Source organism: Duganella sp. CY15W, assembly GCF_009857555.1.
Classification (GTDB): Bacteria; Pseudomonadota; Gammaproteobacteria; order Burkholderiales; family Burkholderiaceae_D; genus Rugamonas; species Rugamonas sacchari.
Window position 1 is genome coordinate 1,262,194 of the sequence record NZ_WWCQ01000001.1, and the last position, 16,333, is coordinate 1,278,526.

Annotated in this window: 18 protein-coding genes and 2 riboswitches; of the genes, 7 read left to right on the top strand and 11 right to left on the bottom strand. The window is 61.2% G+C overall.

Annotated features, from left to right (window positions below):
- Positions 1–3 precede the first annotated feature (3 nt).
- Positions 4–1,668 carry a peptide chain release factor 3 gene (locus GTP58_RS05965; protein ID WP_161076642.1) on the top strand — a complete coding sequence of 555 codons (1,665 nt, stop codon included), beginning with the start codon at positions 4–6 and terminating at the stop codon, positions 1,666–1,668.
- Between the two features lie 99 nt (positions 1,669–1,767).
- On the opposite strand, the gene GTP58_RS05970 is transcribed toward GTP58_RS05965, so the two are convergent.
- Together GTP58_RS05970 and xth are read right to left on the bottom strand one after the other, a co-directional pair.
- On the bottom strand, positions 1,768–2,532 hold the full coding sequence (locus tag GTP58_RS05970) for a histidine phosphatase family protein (protein WP_161076643.1): 765 nt from the start codon (positions 2,530–2,532) through the stop codon (positions 1,768–1,770).
- The gene (xth, locus tag GTP58_RS05975; protein ID WP_161076644.1) at positions 2,532–3,317 is read right to left on the bottom strand and encodes an exodeoxyribonuclease III; all 786 of its coding nucleotides are present in this window, start codon (positions 3,315–3,317) and stop codon (positions 2,532–2,534) included. Before xth ends, GTP58_RS05970 begins: the two co-directional genes overlap by 1 nt.
- 197 nt (positions 3,318–3,514) lie before the next feature.
- On the opposite strand from xth, the gene GTP58_RS05980 reads away from it, so the two are divergent.
- From GTP58_RS05980 to GTP58_RS05990, 3 genes are read left to right on the top strand one after another with little or no spacing between them, the layout of a single operon-like run.
- A complete protein-coding gene (locus GTP58_RS05980) occupies positions 3,515–3,913 on the top strand; it encodes a GntR family transcriptional regulator (protein WP_072784394.1) in 399 nt (132 codons plus the stop codon).
- Positions 3,910–4,629 (top strand): ABC transporter ATP-binding protein, encoded by a 720-nt coding sequence (locus tag GTP58_RS05985; protein ID WP_161076645.1) that lies wholly within the window; start codon positions 3,910–3,912, stop codon positions 4,627–4,629. The genes GTP58_RS05980 and GTP58_RS05985 overlap by 4 nt, the downstream gene beginning before the upstream one ends.
- Positions 4,626–6,056 (top strand): hypothetical protein, encoded by a 1,431-nt coding sequence (locus GTP58_RS05990; RefSeq protein WP_161076646.1) that lies wholly within the window; start codon positions 4,626–4,628, stop codon positions 6,054–6,056. The genes GTP58_RS05985 and GTP58_RS05990 overlap by 4 nt, the downstream gene beginning before the upstream one ends.
- Here GTP58_RS05990 and GTP58_RS05995 read toward each other — a convergent pair.
- The 3 genes from GTP58_RS05995 to GTP58_RS06005 all read right to left on the bottom strand — a co-directional run bounded on the left by GTP58_RS05995 (position 6,053) and on the right by GTP58_RS06005 (position 7,568).
- Positions 6,053–6,760, bottom strand: coding sequence for a hypothetical protein (locus tag GTP58_RS05995; RefSeq protein WP_161076647.1), 708 nt, complete (start codon positions 6,758–6,760; stop codon positions 6,053–6,055). The genes GTP58_RS05990 and GTP58_RS05995 overlap by 4 nt on opposite strands.
- 66 nt (positions 6,761–6,826) lie before the next feature.
- On the bottom strand, positions 6,827–7,207 hold the full coding sequence (locus GTP58_RS06000; protein ID WP_161076648.1) for a cupin domain-containing protein: 381 nt from the start codon (positions 7,205–7,207) through the stop codon (positions 6,827–6,829).
- A 19-nt stretch (positions 7,208–7,226) separates the two neighbouring features.
- On the bottom strand, positions 7,227–7,568 hold the full coding sequence (locus tag GTP58_RS06005) for a hypothetical protein (RefSeq protein WP_161076649.1): 342 nt from the start codon (positions 7,566–7,568) through the stop codon (positions 7,227–7,229).
- 96 nt (positions 7,569–7,664) lie between these two features.
- Between GTP58_RS06005 and GTP58_RS06010 the strand changes: the two genes are divergently transcribed.
- Positions 7,665–8,096 (top strand): cache domain-containing protein, encoded by a 432-nt coding sequence (locus tag GTP58_RS06010; RefSeq protein ID WP_161076650.1) that lies wholly within the window; start codon positions 7,665–7,667, stop codon positions 8,094–8,096.
- A gap of 15 nt (positions 8,097–8,111) precedes the next feature.
- Positions 8,112–9,743: a methyl-accepting chemotaxis protein gene (locus tag GTP58_RS06015; protein ID WP_161077277.1), complete on the top strand. Its 1,632-nt coding sequence runs from the start codon at positions 8,112–8,114 to the stop codon at positions 9,741–9,743.
- Here the strand turns inward: GTP58_RS06015 and GTP58_RS06020 are convergent.
- The 6 genes from GTP58_RS06020 to gcvT form a co-directional block, all read right to left on the bottom strand.
- A complete protein-coding gene (locus GTP58_RS06020; RefSeq protein WP_161076651.1) occupies positions 9,740–10,153 on the bottom strand; it encodes a hypothetical protein in 414 nt (137 codons plus the stop codon). The two genes, GTP58_RS06015 and GTP58_RS06020, sit on opposite strands and share 4 nt — an antisense overlap.
- A 28-nt stretch (positions 10,154–10,181) precedes the next feature.
- A complete protein-coding gene (locus tag GTP58_RS06025) occupies positions 10,182–10,418 on the bottom strand; it encodes a hypothetical protein (protein WP_161076652.1) in 237 nt (78 codons plus the stop codon).
- Between the two features lie 8 nt (positions 10,419–10,426).
- Positions 10,427–10,753, bottom strand: a complete 327-nt coding sequence (locus GTP58_RS06030) for a helix-turn-helix domain-containing protein (RefSeq protein ID WP_072784405.1) — start codon at positions 10,751–10,753, stop codon at positions 10,427–10,429.
- Between the two features lie 106 nt (positions 10,754–10,859).
- Positions 10,860–13,754 (bottom strand): aminomethyl-transferring glycine dehydrogenase, encoded by a 2,895-nt coding sequence (gcvP, locus tag GTP58_RS06035; RefSeq protein WP_161076653.1) that lies wholly within the window; start codon positions 13,752–13,754, stop codon positions 10,860–10,862.
- Between the two features lie 69 nt (positions 13,755–13,823).
- A complete protein-coding gene (gene gcvH, locus GTP58_RS06040) occupies positions 13,824–14,204 on the bottom strand; it encodes a glycine cleavage system protein GcvH (RefSeq protein ID WP_161076654.1) in 381 nt (126 codons plus the stop codon).
- 37 nt (positions 14,205–14,241) lie between these two features.
- Positions 14,242–15,363, bottom strand: a complete 1,122-nt coding sequence (gcvT, locus tag GTP58_RS06045; protein WP_161076655.1) for a glycine cleavage system aminomethyltransferase GcvT — start codon at positions 15,361–15,363, stop codon at positions 14,242–14,244.
- Positions 15,364–15,417: 54 nt separating this feature from the next.
- Positions 15,418–15,528, bottom strand: a riboswitch (glycine riboswitch).
- A gap of 12 nt (positions 15,529–15,540) precedes the next feature.
- Positions 15,541–15,627: riboswitch (glycine riboswitch) on the bottom strand.
- Between the two features lie 119 nt (positions 15,628–15,746).
- On the opposite strand from gcvT, the gene GTP58_RS06050 reads away from it, so the two are divergent.
- Entirely contained in the window at positions 15,747–16,307 is a 561-nt protein-coding gene (locus tag GTP58_RS06050) for an ATP-dependent Clp protease proteolytic subunit (RefSeq protein WP_072784408.1), read from the top strand.
- Positions 16,308–16,333 lie beyond the last annotated feature (26 nt).

Here is a 16,333-nt window from a genome sequence, read left to right on the forward strand (position 1 = left end):
CAAATGGTCAACGATAACGAAAACGTAACCCCCGATAATAACGACGACGTATCAGCCTCCGCCAGCGCCAAGACGCCAGCCCTGATCGCGCGCGAAGTCGCACGCCGCCGCACCTTCGGCATCATCTCCCACCCGGATGCGGGTAAAACCACGCTGACCGAAAAGCTGCTGCTGTTCTCGGGCGCGATCCAGATGGCGGGTACCGTCAAGGCCCGTAAATCCGGCCGTCATGCGACCTCGGACTGGATGGAGATCGAGAAGCAGCGCGGCATTTCGGTGGCATCGTCGGTGATGCAGTTCGAATTCCGCGACCACGTGGTCAACCTGCTGGACACCCCGGGTCACCAGGACTTCTCGGAAGACACCTACCGCGTGCTGACCGCAGTTGACTCGGCGCTCATGGTGATCGACGCCGCCAAAGGTGTGGAAGCGCAGACCATCAAGCTGCTCGACGTCTGCCGCATGCGCAATACGCCGATCGTCACCTTCATGAACAAGATGGACCGCGAAACTCGCGATCCGCTGGAACTGCTGGACGAGCTGGAGTCGGTGCTGAAGATCCAATGCGCGCCGGTGACCTGGCCAATCGGCATGGGCAAGAACTTCCGCGGCGTGTACCACCTGCTCAACGACACCATCATGCTGTTCAAGGCCGGTGAAGAGCGGGCCGACGGCGCGTTTGAACTCATCGAAGGCATCGACAATCCACGCCTGCAGGAGATGTTCCCGCTGGAGATGGACCAGCTGCGCATGGAAGTCGAACTGGTAAAAGGTGCGTCGCATCCGTTTGACCTGCAAGAATTCCTGGCCGGTGTGCAGACGCCGGTGTTCTTCGGTTCCGCGATCAACAACTTCGGCGTGCGCGAGATCCTGTCGGCGCTGGTGGACTGGGCGCCTGCACCGCGCGAACGCGATGCGACCGTGCGTGCCGTCGATCCAAAAGAAGAGCCGTTCACCGGTTTCGTGTTCAAGATCCAGGCCAATATGGACCCGGCGCACCGTGACCGTATCGCCTTCCTGCGCGTGTGCTCGGGCCGTTTCGAGCGGGGCATGAAGGTCAAGCACCTGCGTCTGGGCCGTGAAGTGAAGGTCTCCTCGGTGGTGACCTTCATGGCATCGACGCGCGAGCAAGTGGAAGAGGCATACGCGGGCGACATCATCGGCCTGCCTAACCACGGCAATATGCAGATCGGCGACTCGTTCTCCGAAGGCGAAATGCTGACCTTCACCGGTATTCCATTCTTCGCGCCGGACTTCTTCCGCCAGGTCCGCATCCGCAACCCGCTGAAAATCAAGCAGCTGCACAAAGGTCTGCAGCAGCTGGGCGAAGAGGGCGCGGTACAGGTCTTCAAGCCGGTGCAGGGCGGCGAGCTGGTACTGGGCGCGGTCGGCGTGCTGCAGTTCGAAGTGGTCGCCAGCCGCCTGCTGAACGAATACGGGGTTGACGCCGTATTCGAAGGCACCAGCATCAGCAGCGCGCGCTGGGTATCGAGCGACGACAAGAAAGCCTTGTCCGACTTCGAAGACCAGCTGGGTCACAACGTCGCCTACGATGCAGCGGGCAACCTGGCCTATCTGGCCACGTCCAGCGTCAACCTGCGCCTGACGCAAGAACGCTGGCCGAAGCTGCAATTCCACGCCACCCGCGAACACTCCGCCAAGCTGTAAACACTCCGGGGTCAGGTCCGCCATTTCTACACGAGCTCGAGCGTAGTCACGCTTTACGGCTCAGCTTGTGTAGAAATGACGGACCTGACCCCGGATTTTTTATGATTTTGGCGCGGCGGGCTGGTCTTTCTGGTGGGTGACGGGCGTGCCGGCATCTTCCAGTGGGGCGACGAAGTTGGCTTGTACCAGCATTAATTTGCCGTGCTTGCCGGCGGCGGGATCGAAGCGGTATTCGGTGATGCCGCAGTTGGGCACGTCGCCGGCGCGGTCGATGGCCAGAATGGCGTCTTCATCCAGTCGTTCCAGCAGGTAGCGAAAGCAGTTCACGATCACTTGGTGGGCGACGATGAGTACGCGTTCGCCGCGATATTCGCGGGTGATGGTGTCTATTACGCTGCGTAGACGCAAGATGACGTCGCACCAGCTTTCGCCGCCTGGCGGCCGGAAGTAGAATTTGCCGACGTGGGCGCGCTGCTCGGCCAGCTCCGGGTATTTGTCGCGGATACCCAGCGGTGTCAGGCGGTCGAGGATGCCGAATTCTTTCTCGCGCAGGCGTTCGTCTGCGGCCACGGCGGTCAGTTGACTGCGATCCAGCCGGTCCAGCACAGCCTGGGCGGTGGCGCGGGCGCGCACATAGGGCGAAAACAGGATCACGCTGGGCTGGTCGTCTGGCCCCAGGCCGTGGAACCAGTCGCTCATGGCGGCGGCCTGGTGTTTGCCGAGGTCGGATAGCGGCACGTCAACATCGCGGTCGGCTATGTCGATCAGGAACTGTTGACTGGCTTCGGCCACCTCCCGCGCTACATTGCCAGCGCTTTGTCCGTGGCGAACTAGCCACAGCTGCTGCGGCCATTTTTGCTCCATCAGCCCAGTCTCCTTAAATCAAGCTCTACCCAGACGGGTGCGTGGTCGCTGGGTTTTTCCCGGCCCCGTATTTCGCGGTCGACTTCGGCCGCTTTCAGGGCGGGCGTTAGCGATGGACTGAGCAATAAATGATCGATGCGCAGGCCTGCGTCACGGCCATAGGCATTGCGGAAATAATCCCAGAAGGTGTAAATCTTTTCGTCCGGATGCATGGTGCGCAGTGCGTCGCACCAGCCTTGTGCCAGCAGCCGGTGAAAAGCCTCACGCGTCTCTGGCCGGAATAATGCATCATCCACCCAGCGCTCGGGTTTATAGACATCGCGTTCGGTCGGCATGACGTTGAAGTCACCGCAAAGTATGGTTGGCGTTCCGCTTTGGATTAATTTGTCAGCGTGAATAATCAGCCGTTCAAACCATTTAAGTTTGTAATCAAATTTGGGGCCGGGCGCGGGATTGCCATTTGGTAGATATAATCCGCCGATTAATATGCCATTGACCGTCGCTTCAATATACCGGCTTTGGAGATCTTCCGGATCGCCAGGGAGGCCGCGCCCGGTTTCTATCGGCAGTTGACCCCGGGCCAGAATGGCGACGCCATTCCAGCTCTTTTGTCCATGCCAGATGGCCTGATAACCTATGTCGTTAATCGCTGCCTCAGGGAATTTTTCCTGGGGTGCTTTTAATTCCTGAAGGCAGACGACATCCGGCTGAGTCTCTGTCAGCCATTGCAAAAGGGCAGGGAGGCGGGCGCCTATGCCGTTGATATTGAAAGTAGCGATACGCATACAGCAAGTGTACCGCGACCTGGGTTGATGCACCTCAAGCATCTCACTCCACAGTGCGTTGGCGTACGCCAGCCCCTGCATTCAAGCCAGGAATTGGCGCGTTCCCGCCAGTCTTTGGTCTGTTACAAAATCTTCGCTTGACAGTGCAGGTGTATGGGTCTACTGTATTAATCAACTAATACACAGATACAACCATCATGGCTACTCATGTTGCTTCCTTGTTTTCAATAGTGACGGGTTCATCCGATCCTATCTACCGGCAGTTAATCGAGCAGGTGCGTCGATTGATCGCGGCCGCAGTATTAAAGCCCGGTGATGTATTGCCGTCAGTGCGCGATGTGGCGCTGGCATTGGCTGTCAATCCCATGACTGTTTCCAAGGCATATAACATGATGGAGACAGAGGGATTATTAAGCCGCGCACGCGGTATCGGCATGCTGGTGGCGAACGGTAAAACATCTGCTCACCAACAGCTGGAGCGGGAAGCCTTATTAAGACCGACGCTGGAACGCGCTGCGGCGGAAGCACGGCAACTGGAATTGAATACTGAAACTGTCATGGCGCTGTTTGCGAAAATCCTGGGAGAGAGTAAATGAAATCATCCGTCGTTGAAGTGACAAATCTGCATAAAGCTTTCGGCAGCCAGCAAGTATTACAAGGCGTTAATTGGAATATTGAATCCGGCAAGGTGATTGGATTACTCGGCCGTAATGGCGCCGGTAAATCGACTTTATTGGAATGCCTGCTGGGTTTGCGTGAAGCGGATGTCGGCAGCAGCAGATTATTGGGCGAACCGGTCACTGGATTAAGCGAGGCGGCCCGCGCCAATATCGGTTATGTGCCGCAAAAATCCGAGCTGTTTGAGTGGTTGACGCCAATGCAGCTCCTGGCGTATTTCAAGGCCCTGTACCCGCGCTGGAATCACGCCAAGGTGGAGGGGCTGATGCAGCGCTGGGGTTTTGCCGGTGAATCCGCGCATAAGCAAATTAGCAAGCTTTCCGGCGGCGAGAAACAGCGCCTGTCCATCATCCGGGCGCTGGCGCATGATCCAAAATTGCTGGTCCTGGACGAACCCGTCGCCAGTCTCGACCCGGTGGGCCGCCGCGACTTCTTGCAGGAGCTGGTCAGCGATGTGATTGAGCGCGACACCACCGTGGTGTTCTCCACCCACATTTTGTCCGACCTGGAACGCGTAGCTCTGGATGTGGCATTTTTGCAAGGTGGCAAGATTGTCTTGCAAGGTGCGCTGGATGAATTGCTGGAAGGTAAAAATCTGAGTCTGGAAGACCTGTTTGTCGAGGTGACCAAATGAACGCCGTGGAAACCCAGTTGCTGTCGCAAATGCTGCTGGACCATTGCCAGGGACGCATGATGAAGCGTCTGAGCTGGGGCCTGGTGCTGTGCGCCGCTGGCGTACTCGGCGCGAGCCATTACCTGGGGGCGCCCGTGTTCGGCAATGTGCTGTTTCTGGTGCTGATCTGCGGTCTGGGTTATCTGTGGTGCGGCTCTTTCCTTAAAAGCGCGATACAGCAGAATCGGCCGGCGAACGCGGTGCTGGTGCCGGGCCTGCGTGCCAATCTGATGCGCTTGACGGCGCTGCTGTACATCGGCTGTACCCTGGCCACTGGTGCGCTGGGCTGGCTGTTGCTGGGGCATCCGGGGTATGTGCTGCTGACTGGCGGTGCTCTGGGCGTCTACAGCCTGTTTACAAGCCGCTACGCCTGGCTGAATACACTGCCGTCGTTCATCATGATTGTTATCTTTTCGATCAATAACCGCAACGTCACGATACTCGATGTCATCACCGGTCTGATGGGGGAGCCGCTGTTGACCTTCCTGGGCGTCATCGTGCTGATATGGCTGGGCTGGCTCGGGCTGCAGGCGGCTTTTCCGCAAGGCGGAGACAAGCACTGGCGTTGGCTGAGCTGCCAGGCCCGGCAGCGGGCAATGAGCCGTGGCGAACTCCTGAACAGCGAACCTGGCGGCGGTATCCGCTGGCTGGCCTGGCTGCGTGGCCCCTACAACGCCGCGCTGCGCGCTGACAGCCGCAAGGGAGCCGATCAGGGGCGCCAGATGGCGCATACGCTGGGAACGACGGCGCATGATGGCGTGACCATCGCCTATGTCCTCATCAGTGCCGTGGTGATGGCGATGTTTGCCCACCACTGGGCGGCTTCGAAAGATCCGGTCTTCATGCTGGTGATTTGCATGACCATGCAAGGTGTGCTGATGCAGAGCGCGCTGATGTACATCAGCAGCATCATCAGCCGTGCTGGCCGTTACGGGACTGAGCAGAGTCTGTATCTGTTGACGCCGGCCGCGCCGGCTCTGGCAGGGTGCAACCGTAGTTTGATGCGGACCTTGCTGTTCCGTACGCTGCGCTTGTGGTTGTTGTGCTCGCTCGGGATTGTGGCCATCGATATCGCCGCGCAAGGCAAGCTGGAAGTGCGTGGCACGACCTATCTGCTGGCCATGATGATGCTGCCGCTGACCGGACTGGTGCTGCGCAATTACGCTACCACGCAGCGCCAGTCCACCGACTGGCTGGCAATTATCGGCACGACGACGATGATTTTGCTGTACGTCGCCCTGGCCTTGTTCGCGCAAGATCATCCGGGATTGCCGCTGTTCTGGGTGGGTAGTGCTGTGGGCATCGCGGCGCTGGTTGGCCTGCGTCTGCGCTGGCAGCATGTGATGCAGTTGCCGCCGGTGTTGCCGGTGGGCCGTCTCGTGGCTTAATTGGTTTGCAGGACCAGGCCCAGCGTGACGACCGGTTCGCTGGCGCCACGCGTGATGCGGTTGCCCCAGGTGGCGTCGATTTGCAGATGGTCCGGTATCAGCGCATGCGCGATGCCGAACTGGTAGCGGGCGCCGTTGCGCTGCTGGCCGAAAACTTCGGCGCTCAGCGTGTTGCGCTCATCGAGCTTGAACGCGGCGCCGGCGCCCCAGGTGGCATTGACCTTGTGCGTTGCGTGTCCGCGTTGCACGCCGGCGTTCAGGTGCAGCAGCACACCATCGTCCAGCAGCGAGAAGCTGAGCGGCACGTTGGCCGAGAGATCGCCGTCCAGCCCACGGCCGGCGCGGAACTGATGGGCCAGCACCAGGCCTAGCCCCCAGCCGCCCGCCTCCAATGGCTTGAACACGGTCTTGGCCTGTAAGCGGCCATAGTGGGTGGTGCGCTTGTCCTCTTCCGACCAGGCGCCGCCGGCGGCGAGTTCCCAGCTGCCGCCGACATTGCAGGCCGGCGTGGCCCAGTACTGTTCAAGCTGATCTGCGCGCAGCGCGTAAGTCTCCAGCTGGCACTGGCCGGGCGCGACGATGGCGGCGTCATCCACCGTCATCGGGCGGCCGGCGTGAGTGGGCTGGGAGATAACAGCCAGCGCGCAGGCGCCAGCCACACCAGCCGCTGTGCGCGGCCGGAGCAGGATGTTCAGCAAGGTCATCGGGTCGGCAGTTGTTCTTGTATGGCTGCTACTGTAGCGTCCCCAGATGAAACGGTGATGACAGCATTACTTGGCTGCGGTGGCCAGCGGCTTGCCTTTGTCCACCACATACACGCCCACCAGCTTCATCGGTCCCTTGCCGGTATTGACGGCATCGTGGATGGTGCCCGCCGGGATGACGAAGGAATCGCCTGCCTTCAGGCGGCGCGGGTCTTCGCCTTCGATGAGCAGCTCGCCTTCGCCTTCCAGCACATAGCTGATTTCATCGCCGGGATGGGAGTGGCGTCCCGCCGCAACGCCCGCATCCAGCTCCACCCTGGCGACGACCGCCTCGCGGCCGGGGATGGAGACATCGGCTTTCTGGATCACGGTACGGCGGATGCCGCCCGTTTGCGCCAGTGCGCTACCGGCGACGAGAAGCAGCAGGACAAGCTTGAGCAGTTTCATGGCGCATCCCTTCTGGTGGTTAGTTCTGCGTGCGGCGGCCCAGCCATAAAGCGTCGGCAATCGCGCCTGCCCAGCAAAGCAGGCAGACCAGCGACGCCAGATTGGTGAGCGGGTTGTCGATCCCGGAAGCGTGTATGCGTTCGGTGATGGCGATGGGATCGAAAGGCAGCTTACCGCTGTTGAGCTCGGCCAGCAACTGGTCGGTCAGGCGCAGCACGCTGCCTATCAGGTAGAACACGGCCACAACGGCCGGCGCCAGGAACAGCAGGCCGCGCTTGCCGCGCCGTGGCTGCAAGGCCAGATGGCCCAGGCCGGGAAAGATCAGCGCCGATATCAAGGCTGCCTTGGTCGATGCTTGCATATTGCTCCTGTTGTTACTTTGTGTCAGTTGACCAAGCGCAAGATTGCGCCTTAGCGGCCAGCGTAGATTACAACATCTTTGCAGCCAGGGGGAATCATGCGTGCTTGGATCGTCAGTGTGATGGTGTGCTGTGCAGCGCAAGCGGCGCCCGGCGAGAAGGATGCGATGGCGCTGGCCGAGAAGGGCGCGCAATTCGTGCGCGCGCATGGCAAGGCAGAGATGATCGCGCGGATTAACAGCCGCGACCCGGAGTTCAACCAGGGCGCGCTGTATCTGGCGATGCGCGATCTGAACGGCATCACGGTGGCCCATCCGACCACGGCGCTGATCGGCAAGAACCTGCTGGAAGTGCCCGACGCGGACGGCAAGTTGTTCCGCCAGGAGATGCTGGCGCTGGCCCGCGGCCCGGGCCGTGGCTGGGTCGATTACAAGTTCCGCAATCCGGAGTCGGGCAAGGTCGAGGCCAAGCGCACCTATGTGCTGCGGGTGGAGGACATTGCGCTGGAAGCCGGGATCTACAAGCATTGAGCGGCCGTGCAGACTATGCTGAGCAAACTGAAAATCGGTCCCAAGCTGCTGCTGGCGCCAGGCGTGGTGCTGATCCTGTTGATCGTGCTGTCAACCGGCGCCTATCTGGGCCTGCTGCGCCAGAACCAGTCGCTGGACAATATGGTGCAGCAGCGCGCCGTGCGTTTGAAAGCAGCGGCCGACCTGGTGGCGGGCGCGCACAAGGCGCATACCGAAATTTACCAGCTGCTCACGTGGATCAACGCCAGTTTTTCCACGCCGCGTGTGGATGCGCTGGTGCGCGACCTTCATCTGCGCCATGCGGGACTGGACCGCCAGTTCGCGCAGCTGGAGATGGCCACCCAGTCCGATCCCGCCGAACGCCGCTTCGTGGCGCAATCGCAAGCAGCGCACACGCTGTATGTGAAGGCAATGGAGGATGTGATCGAGCTGGCGATGGTCGATCAATCGATGGCTGCCAACGCCATGTCCAAGGCCGAGCGGGCGTTTGACGTGGTGGCGCAGCGGCTGGAAGAACTGTCGCGGCTGGAGCAGTCCCTGAGCGAACGCGCCTACGCGGATGCGGAGATGGATTTCCGCATCCTGTCGACCTGGATGCCGATTGTGGTGGCGCTGTCGATTGCCTTGTCGCTGCTGGTGACGATGGCGGTGCGTAACGCCATGCTCAAAGAAGTGCGCGAGATCGGTGCGGCGGCGGTGGATCTGGCCGAGGGCAACCTGACCGTCCGCCAGCGCGTGTATGGCCGTGATGAAATCGCCGAAACCTCGCGCGCGCTCGACACCAGCATCCGTAATCTGAACACCACGCTGAAAACCATCCTGGCGTCGGCGCAGTCGATTGACCATGCCTCGCGCGAGATCGCCCAGGGCAACTCGGTGCTGACGCGCCGCACCCGCACGCAAGCTGGTTCGCTGGAGGACGCTGATGCAGCGATGCAGCTGATGAGCGGTCAGCTGGCGCAGACCGCATCGCATGCCGAACTGGCGGGCCAGCTGGCACACTGCGCCAACAGCTTCGCTGCGCGTGGCGGCAGCGTGGTGCAGCGGCTGGTGGTGACCATGGCATCGATACGCGGCAGTTCGCGTCGGGTGGTGGAAGTCGTCGGCGTGATCGATGGCCTGGCGGTGCAGACGCATATGCTGGCCCTGAGCGCGGCGGTGGAAGCGGCGCGCGCGGGGGAACATGGCCATGGACTTGCCGTGGTCGCGGGCGAAGTGCGCTCGCTGGCGCAACGTTCGGCGTCGGCAGCGCAGGAGATCAAGGCGTTGATGAGCGAGTCGGCGGTGGCTATCGATAGCGGCACGCGCTCGGTGGAGGAGGCGGGCGACAATATGGCGGAAATCGTGGCCACCGTGCGGCAGGTGGGCGAGATCATCGGTCAGATCGGCGCAAGCAGCGGCGAGCAGACGCAAGGTGTGCTGGGCATGCAGCAGGCCATCGTCAGCATGGACCAGATCACCCAGCAGAACCTGGCGCTGGTCCAGCAAGCCGCCGCCGCCGCGAGCAGCCTGCAACGGCAGGCCGCTTATCTGTCCGAAGCCGTCGCCATCTTCAAACTGGACGAAGGCGCCGAGCCGCCCGACACCAGCCGCCCCGCCGGCAGTCCCCGCGTGGTGCGCCTGCGGCTGGCCTCCGTGCGTACCTAAGCGGTGGCAGCGCGCCAGCGGTCGCCGGTTTTCTGGATGTAGTGGGCGTAGAAGTAACCCCATGGCATGGCGAGCGGGATGATGATGGCGACCGAGCATTCGATCAAGGTGCCCATGGTGGCTTCATCCATGGTGCCGCTTTGCCACGCGGGCAGGGCGACGATCAGCAGCCAGATGGTTTTCCAGGTCAGTTCCCACATCAGCACCGGCAGCATTTGCAGCGGGTAGCGGATGCCGATGACGCACAGCAGACTAAAGGCCGCCAGCATGCATTTGACCACGCCTTGCGACAGGCCCCACGGCTCGGCGTGATGCAGCACGCTTGGCCATACCACCAGCGCCAGACCCAGCGCGATAATCAGATAGACAGCTCTCAGCGAATACAGGCGAAACAGCGATACGTGTGGCATGGTCAGGCTCCTCTGGTTGATGTTTATATTATTCGACTTCTTTCAGGACTTTCTCGATGCTGGCCACACGGGCCTTGAGGTCTGCCAGTGCGGCTGCGGTTTCTGCTTGCGCGGCGACGGCTTTCTCCGCCAGTTCGCGGTAGGATTCCTCGTTGTCGTAGCGGATGCGCGCCTGCTTCATGGCGGCCAGGTAGCGCATGCCGAAGATCAGCAGCACGGTCGCCAGCGGCAGGCCGATCGTCAAAAGGTAGATATGTTCAGACATGATGACCTTCAGTTCTCAGAGTTGTTAGACAGGGTTTTCGCTGCCGCCGCGATCATCTCCGGGGTCAGCTCGATGCCGAAATCGGCCACTTCAAAGTAATTCAGCGCCTTGCCGTCGTCCGACAGCTCCATCTGACTCGTGACCAGGCCAGCCTCCTCCAGCTTCTGCAAATGCAGGTGCAGCAAGGGACGGCTCAGATTCAGCTCACGGGCCAGCTGGCTGACGTAGTTGCGGCCACCCGTGGACAGCGCCGCCACCACCCGCAAGCGGTGTGGGTTCGACAGCGCCGCCAGCGTCGCCAGCAATCGATCACCAGTGAGATGTTTTGATTTCATGTGTAAAGAATATCTGACAGGTGTAAGCGAGTCAAACACTTTTTGATAAAAATAAAATAAAAAAAACCCGGCACATGGCCGGGCTTTGGGGCTAGTGGAGGCTAGCTTATTCGTAGTCGCTCATCGGCGCGCAGCCGCAGAACAGGTTACGGTCGCCGTAGACGTTGTCCGCACGGCCGACTGGCGGCCAGTACTTTTGCTTGCGCAGCGATGGCACCGGGTAGGCCGCCACTTCACGCGAGTACTTGCGGTCCCAGACATCGGCAGTCAGCACTTCCGCAGTGTGCGGTGCGAACTTGAGCGGGTTATCCAGCTTGTCGAATTCGCCGCTTTCCACTTTGGCGATCTCGCCGCGAATCGCGATCATGGCGTCGATGAAGCGGTCCATCTCGACCTTCGATTCCGACTCGGTCGGCTCGATCATCAGCGTGCCCGGTACCGGGAACGACATGGTCGGTGCGTGGAAGCCGAAGTCCATCAGGCGCTTGGCCACGTCTTCGTTCGAGATGCCGGTGACATCCTGCAGCGGACGCAGGTCGATGATGCACTCGTGCGCCACCAGGCCATCGTGGCCCGCGTACAGCACAGGGAAGTGCGGCGACAGGCGGCGCGCGATGTAGTTGGCGTTCAGGATTGCGGTTTCGGTTGCTGCGGTCAGGCCTTCCGCGCCCATCATGGCAATGTACATCCACGAGATAGGCAGGATCGACGCCGAGCCGTATGGTGCGGCCGATACCGAACCGATGCCGGCGTCGTCGCGGATATAGCCGGTCGAACGCTGGTTCGGCAGGAACTTGGCCAAGTGCGCGCCAACGCCGATCGGACCAACGCCTGGACCGCCGCCGCCGTGCGGGATGCAGAAGGTTTTGTGCAGGTTCAGGTGCGAGACGTCGCCGCCGAACGCGCCCGGTGCAGCTACGCCGACCAGTGCATTCATGTTGGCTCCGTCAACGTAGACCTGGCCGCCGTGGCTGTGGATGATCTCGCACAGTTCACGGATGCCTTCTTCGAACACGCCGTGGGTCGAAGGGTAGGTGACCATGACGCAGGCCAGGTTCTTCGAGTGCTGTTCCGCCTTGGCTTTCAGGTCCGCCAGGTCCACGTTGCCGTTGGCGTCGCAGGCGGTAACCACCACCTGCATGCCAACCATCGAAGCCGATGCCGGATTGGTGCCGTGCGCCGACGATGGAATCAGGCAGATGTTGCGGTGGCCTTCGCCACGCGACTGGTGGTAAGCCTGGATCACCAGCAGGCCGGCGTATTCGCCTTGCGAACCAGCGTTAGGCTGCAGGGAAATGGCGGCGTAGCCGGTGACAGCGCACAGCATCTCTTCCAGCGAGGAGATCATCTCGCGGTAGCCCACGGTTTGCGCTTCCGGCGCGAACGGGTGGATGGTCGAGAATTCCGGCCAGGTGACTGGAATCATTTCGCTGGTGGCGTTCAGCTTCATGGTGCACGAACCCAGCGGGATCATGGTGCGGTCCAGCGCCAGGTCCTTGTCGGCCAGCGAGCGCAGGTAGCGCAGCATCTCGGTTTCCGAGTGGTAGCGGTTGAATACCGGGTGGCTCAGGTACGCGGAAGTACGGGCCAGCGCATCCGGGAACGAACGCTCGACAGCAGCTTCCACGGTGTCGAAGTCCGGGCCGTGGGCAGGGCCGCCGACCGGGTGCGAGAACACGGTCCACAGCAGCGCGATGTCTTCGCGGGTGGTGGTTTCGTCCAGCGATACGCCGACGTGGGTGGCGTCGATCACGCGCAGGTTGACGCCATGCGAGTGGGCCGATGCGTGCAGCTGTTCGGCGTTTTTCACCGACACGGTCAGGGTATCGAACCAGCTGTCGTTGGTGATGGTATAGCCCAGGGTCTTCAGGTTCGACGCCAGCACGCCGGTCAGGCGGTGCACGCGCTTGGCGATCTGCTGCAGGCCTTTCGGGCCGTGGTAGACGGCATACATCGACGCCATCACTGCCAGCAGTACCTGTGCGGTGCAGATATTGGAGGTGGCTTTTTCGCGGCGGATGTGCTGCTCGCGGGTTTGCAGGGCCAGGCGGTAAGCCTTGTTGCCTTGCGCGTCGATGGTCACGCCTACCAGGCGGCCTGGCATCGAGCGTTTGAATTCGTCGCGGGTCGCCATGTAGCCGGCGTGCGGGCCGCCAAAGCCCAGCGGTACGCCGAAGCGTTGCGAGTTACCGACCACCACGTCCGCACCCCATTCGCCCGGTGGCGTCAGCATGGTCAGCGCCAGCAGGTCGGCGGCGGCAACCACCATCGCGCCCTTGGCCTTGATGGCTTCCACGTCGGCCTTGTAGTCGCGCACATTGCCGTTCACACCTGGATATTGCAGCAGCACGCCGAAGCAGTCGCCCACCGCAGCCAGTTCGGCCGGATGGAATACCTTGACGTCGATTTCCAGCGGCTTGGCGCGGGTCTGCACCACTTCCAGGGTCTGTGGCAGCACGTCGTCGGCAACGTAGAACACGTTCGATTTCGATTTGCTCACGCGCTGGATCAGCGTCATGGCTTCCGCAGCAGCGGTGCCTTCGTCCAGCATCGACGCGTTGGCGATGCCCATGCCGGTCAGGTCGGTGATGGTCTGCTGGAAGTTCAGGATGGCTTCCAGTCGGCCTTGCGAGATCTCTGGCTGGTACGGGGTGTACGCGGTGTACCAGGCCGGGTTTTCAAAAATGTTACGCAGGACGACGTTAGGCGTCAGCGTGTTGTAGTAGCCCTGGCCGATCAGCGACTTGAGCACCTTGTTTTTCGACGCGATTTTTTTCAGCTTGTTCAGCGCTTCGTTTTCCGGCATCGGCTGCGCGTAAGCGCCCAGCGGCAGGTCGGCCTTGTTGCGGATATTGGCAGGCACGATGGCGTCGATCAGGGCTGCGCGCGTGGCGTAGCCGAGTACCGACAGCATTTCCTGCTGTTCGGCGGCGTCAGGGCCGATGTGACGGGCGATGAAGGCGTCGCGCGCTTCGAGTTGGGTCAGGCTGGTGCGGGTCATGATTTGTCAGGGCTAACGAGAGAGGGGAAAACAAAAAAGGCCAGCGCAAGGCTGGCCTGGTGGCGTGGATTAGCCGCCGATGTTGTTGCCGTAGGCAGCTGCGTCCAGCAGGCCGTTGATCGCGGCAGCATCGGCTGGCTTGATCTTGAACAGCCAGTTGGCGTAAGCGTCTTCGTTGATCGATTCCGGTGCGTCGACCACGGCGTCGTTCACGGCCACGACTTCGCCTGCGATTGGCGCGTAGATGTCGCTGGCGGCTTTGACCGATTCCACGACAGCGGCGTCGTCGCCGGCGGCGTAGGTGGTGCCGACTTTTGGCAGCTCGACGAAGACGATATCGCCCAGTGCGTCCTGCGCGTACTCGGTGATGCCAACGGTGACAGTGCCGTCGGCTTCAGCGCGTACCCACTCGTGGGATTCGGTGTACTTCAGGTCTGCAGGAATGTTCATGTAAGGCTCCAAGGATCGAGAGGTGAAATATGTTGATTTATACGGCCAGGATTTTGCCGTTGCGTACGAACGGCAATTTAACCACAGACGCGGCCAGTTTCTTGTCGCGGATTTCGACGTGGACGGTGTCGCCGACGTTGACGCCATTCGGCACGCGCGCCAGCGCAATCGCCTGCTGCATGGTCGGGCTGAAGGTGCCGCTGGTGATTTCGCCGGTGGCGTCGGTGCCCGCCACCACCACTTTCTGGTGGGCGCGCAGCACGCCGCCTTTTTCGCGCAGGATCAGGCCCACGAACTGGGCGTTCTGGCCCATGGCTTGCAGGGCTGCCTTGCCGATGAAGTCGCGCTCGGAGACCAGGTCGATGGTCCATGCCAGGCCGGCGTCCAGCGGGTTCACGGTTTCGTCCATGTCCTGGCCGTACAGGTTCATGCCGGCTTCCAGGCGCAGCGTGTCGCGCGCGCCCAGGCCTGCCGGTTTGACGCCGGCGGCGACCAGCGCGTTCCACAGGTGCTCGGCCTGTTCAGCGGCGACGCCGATTTCGAAACCATCTTCACCGGTATAGCCGGTGCGGGCGATCATCGCTTCGCCGAAGGTGGCGCTCTGTGCGAAGGCCACGTTGAACGGCTTCATGTCCGCCGTGCCTTCTTTCGATTCAGGGATCACTTGCCATACCTTGGCGCGGGCGTTAGGGCCTTGCACGGCGATCAGCGCCATGGCATTGTCGCCGTCGCGGCGCTGGGTGATGGTCAGGCCGCTGCCGGTGGCCTGGTTATGCGCCTGCATCCAGGCCACGTCTTTTTCTGCGGTGCCGGCGTTGACCACCAGGCGGAACCAGCTCTCGTTGATGAAGTAGACGATCAGGTCATCGATCACGAAGCCTTGTGGGTTCAGCATGCAGGAGTAGAGCGCCTTGCCCGATACCTGCAGCTTGTCGACGTTGTTGGCCAGCAGGCCGCGCAGGAAGGTGCGCACATTGTCGCCCTTGATGTCGACCACGCACATATGGGCCACGTCGAACATGCCGACGTCGGTACGCACGGCGTTGTGCTCTTCGATTTGGGAACCGTAGTTGACTGGCATATCCCAGCCGCCGAAATCGACCATGCGGGCGCCGGCAGCGCGGTGTGCGTTATTGAGGGGAGTAGCTTTGAGCGTCATGGTACGGTCCAAACGAAAAGGGGTTAACAGGGAATGACGATGATTCCATCATGTTGCAACCCCTCTGTCCTTGGTACCTGAGAGATAGCGGAACGGGGGATGTCCTCGTTTTCCGCACGCCCCTTCGGTGGATTGCTGCTGCAATCTCTCTCCAGAGTTTGAGCCACGTTTTTTATGGCCCCTTGACCGGTCCTTTTGCCTGAGAGTTTTTGGGTAGTGCCCCTTCGGCGGCAACGCTGGTTTGCCCTCTCCCGATCAAGACTCGAGAATATATGCCAGAAGGGCATGAAAGTCAATCTTGGCGCCTTGCGCACGAATGAAGCGGGGAAAACGGTAAAAACGACAATTTGCTAGAATTAATCACACTAATTGAGAGCCCACCGATGAGCCAAGACCAAACTACTTACGAGGGACATGCGTGGTTCACGTTGTCCGGTGATGTGAACAGCGACATGGTGCGCCGCGTGTTTGACGCGGTTGCCGACATGAGCGAAGACCGTATCACGACCGCCCATATCCTGATCCAGTCCAACGGCGGCTATGTCAGCGATGGCATCTGCCTGTACAACTACCTGAGCAAGCTGCCGATCAAGATCGTCACCTACAACGCCGGCGCCGTGGCGTCGATTGCCGTGATCCTGTTCCTGGCCGGGGCCGAGCGCTATGCCAGCGACACCGCGCGCTTCATGGTGCACAAGTCGCATGCCAGCGCGCCGCATGGCGCCCGTCCTGACGCGCTGCGCATTATCGTGGAAGGCCTGCAGGCCGACGATGCGCGCACCGAGCAAATCCTGCGCAGCCATGTTCAGCTCAGTGATGAGCACTGGCGCGTGCATGAGTATTCGGACCTGCACCTGACGGCGGCGGAAGCGCTCAAGGTCGATCTGGTGAATGGGGTGGAGGACTTTGTGCCGCCAGCCGGCCAACGCATCACCAATATCTGAAAACAAATGCGGCGCCACCAGGCGCC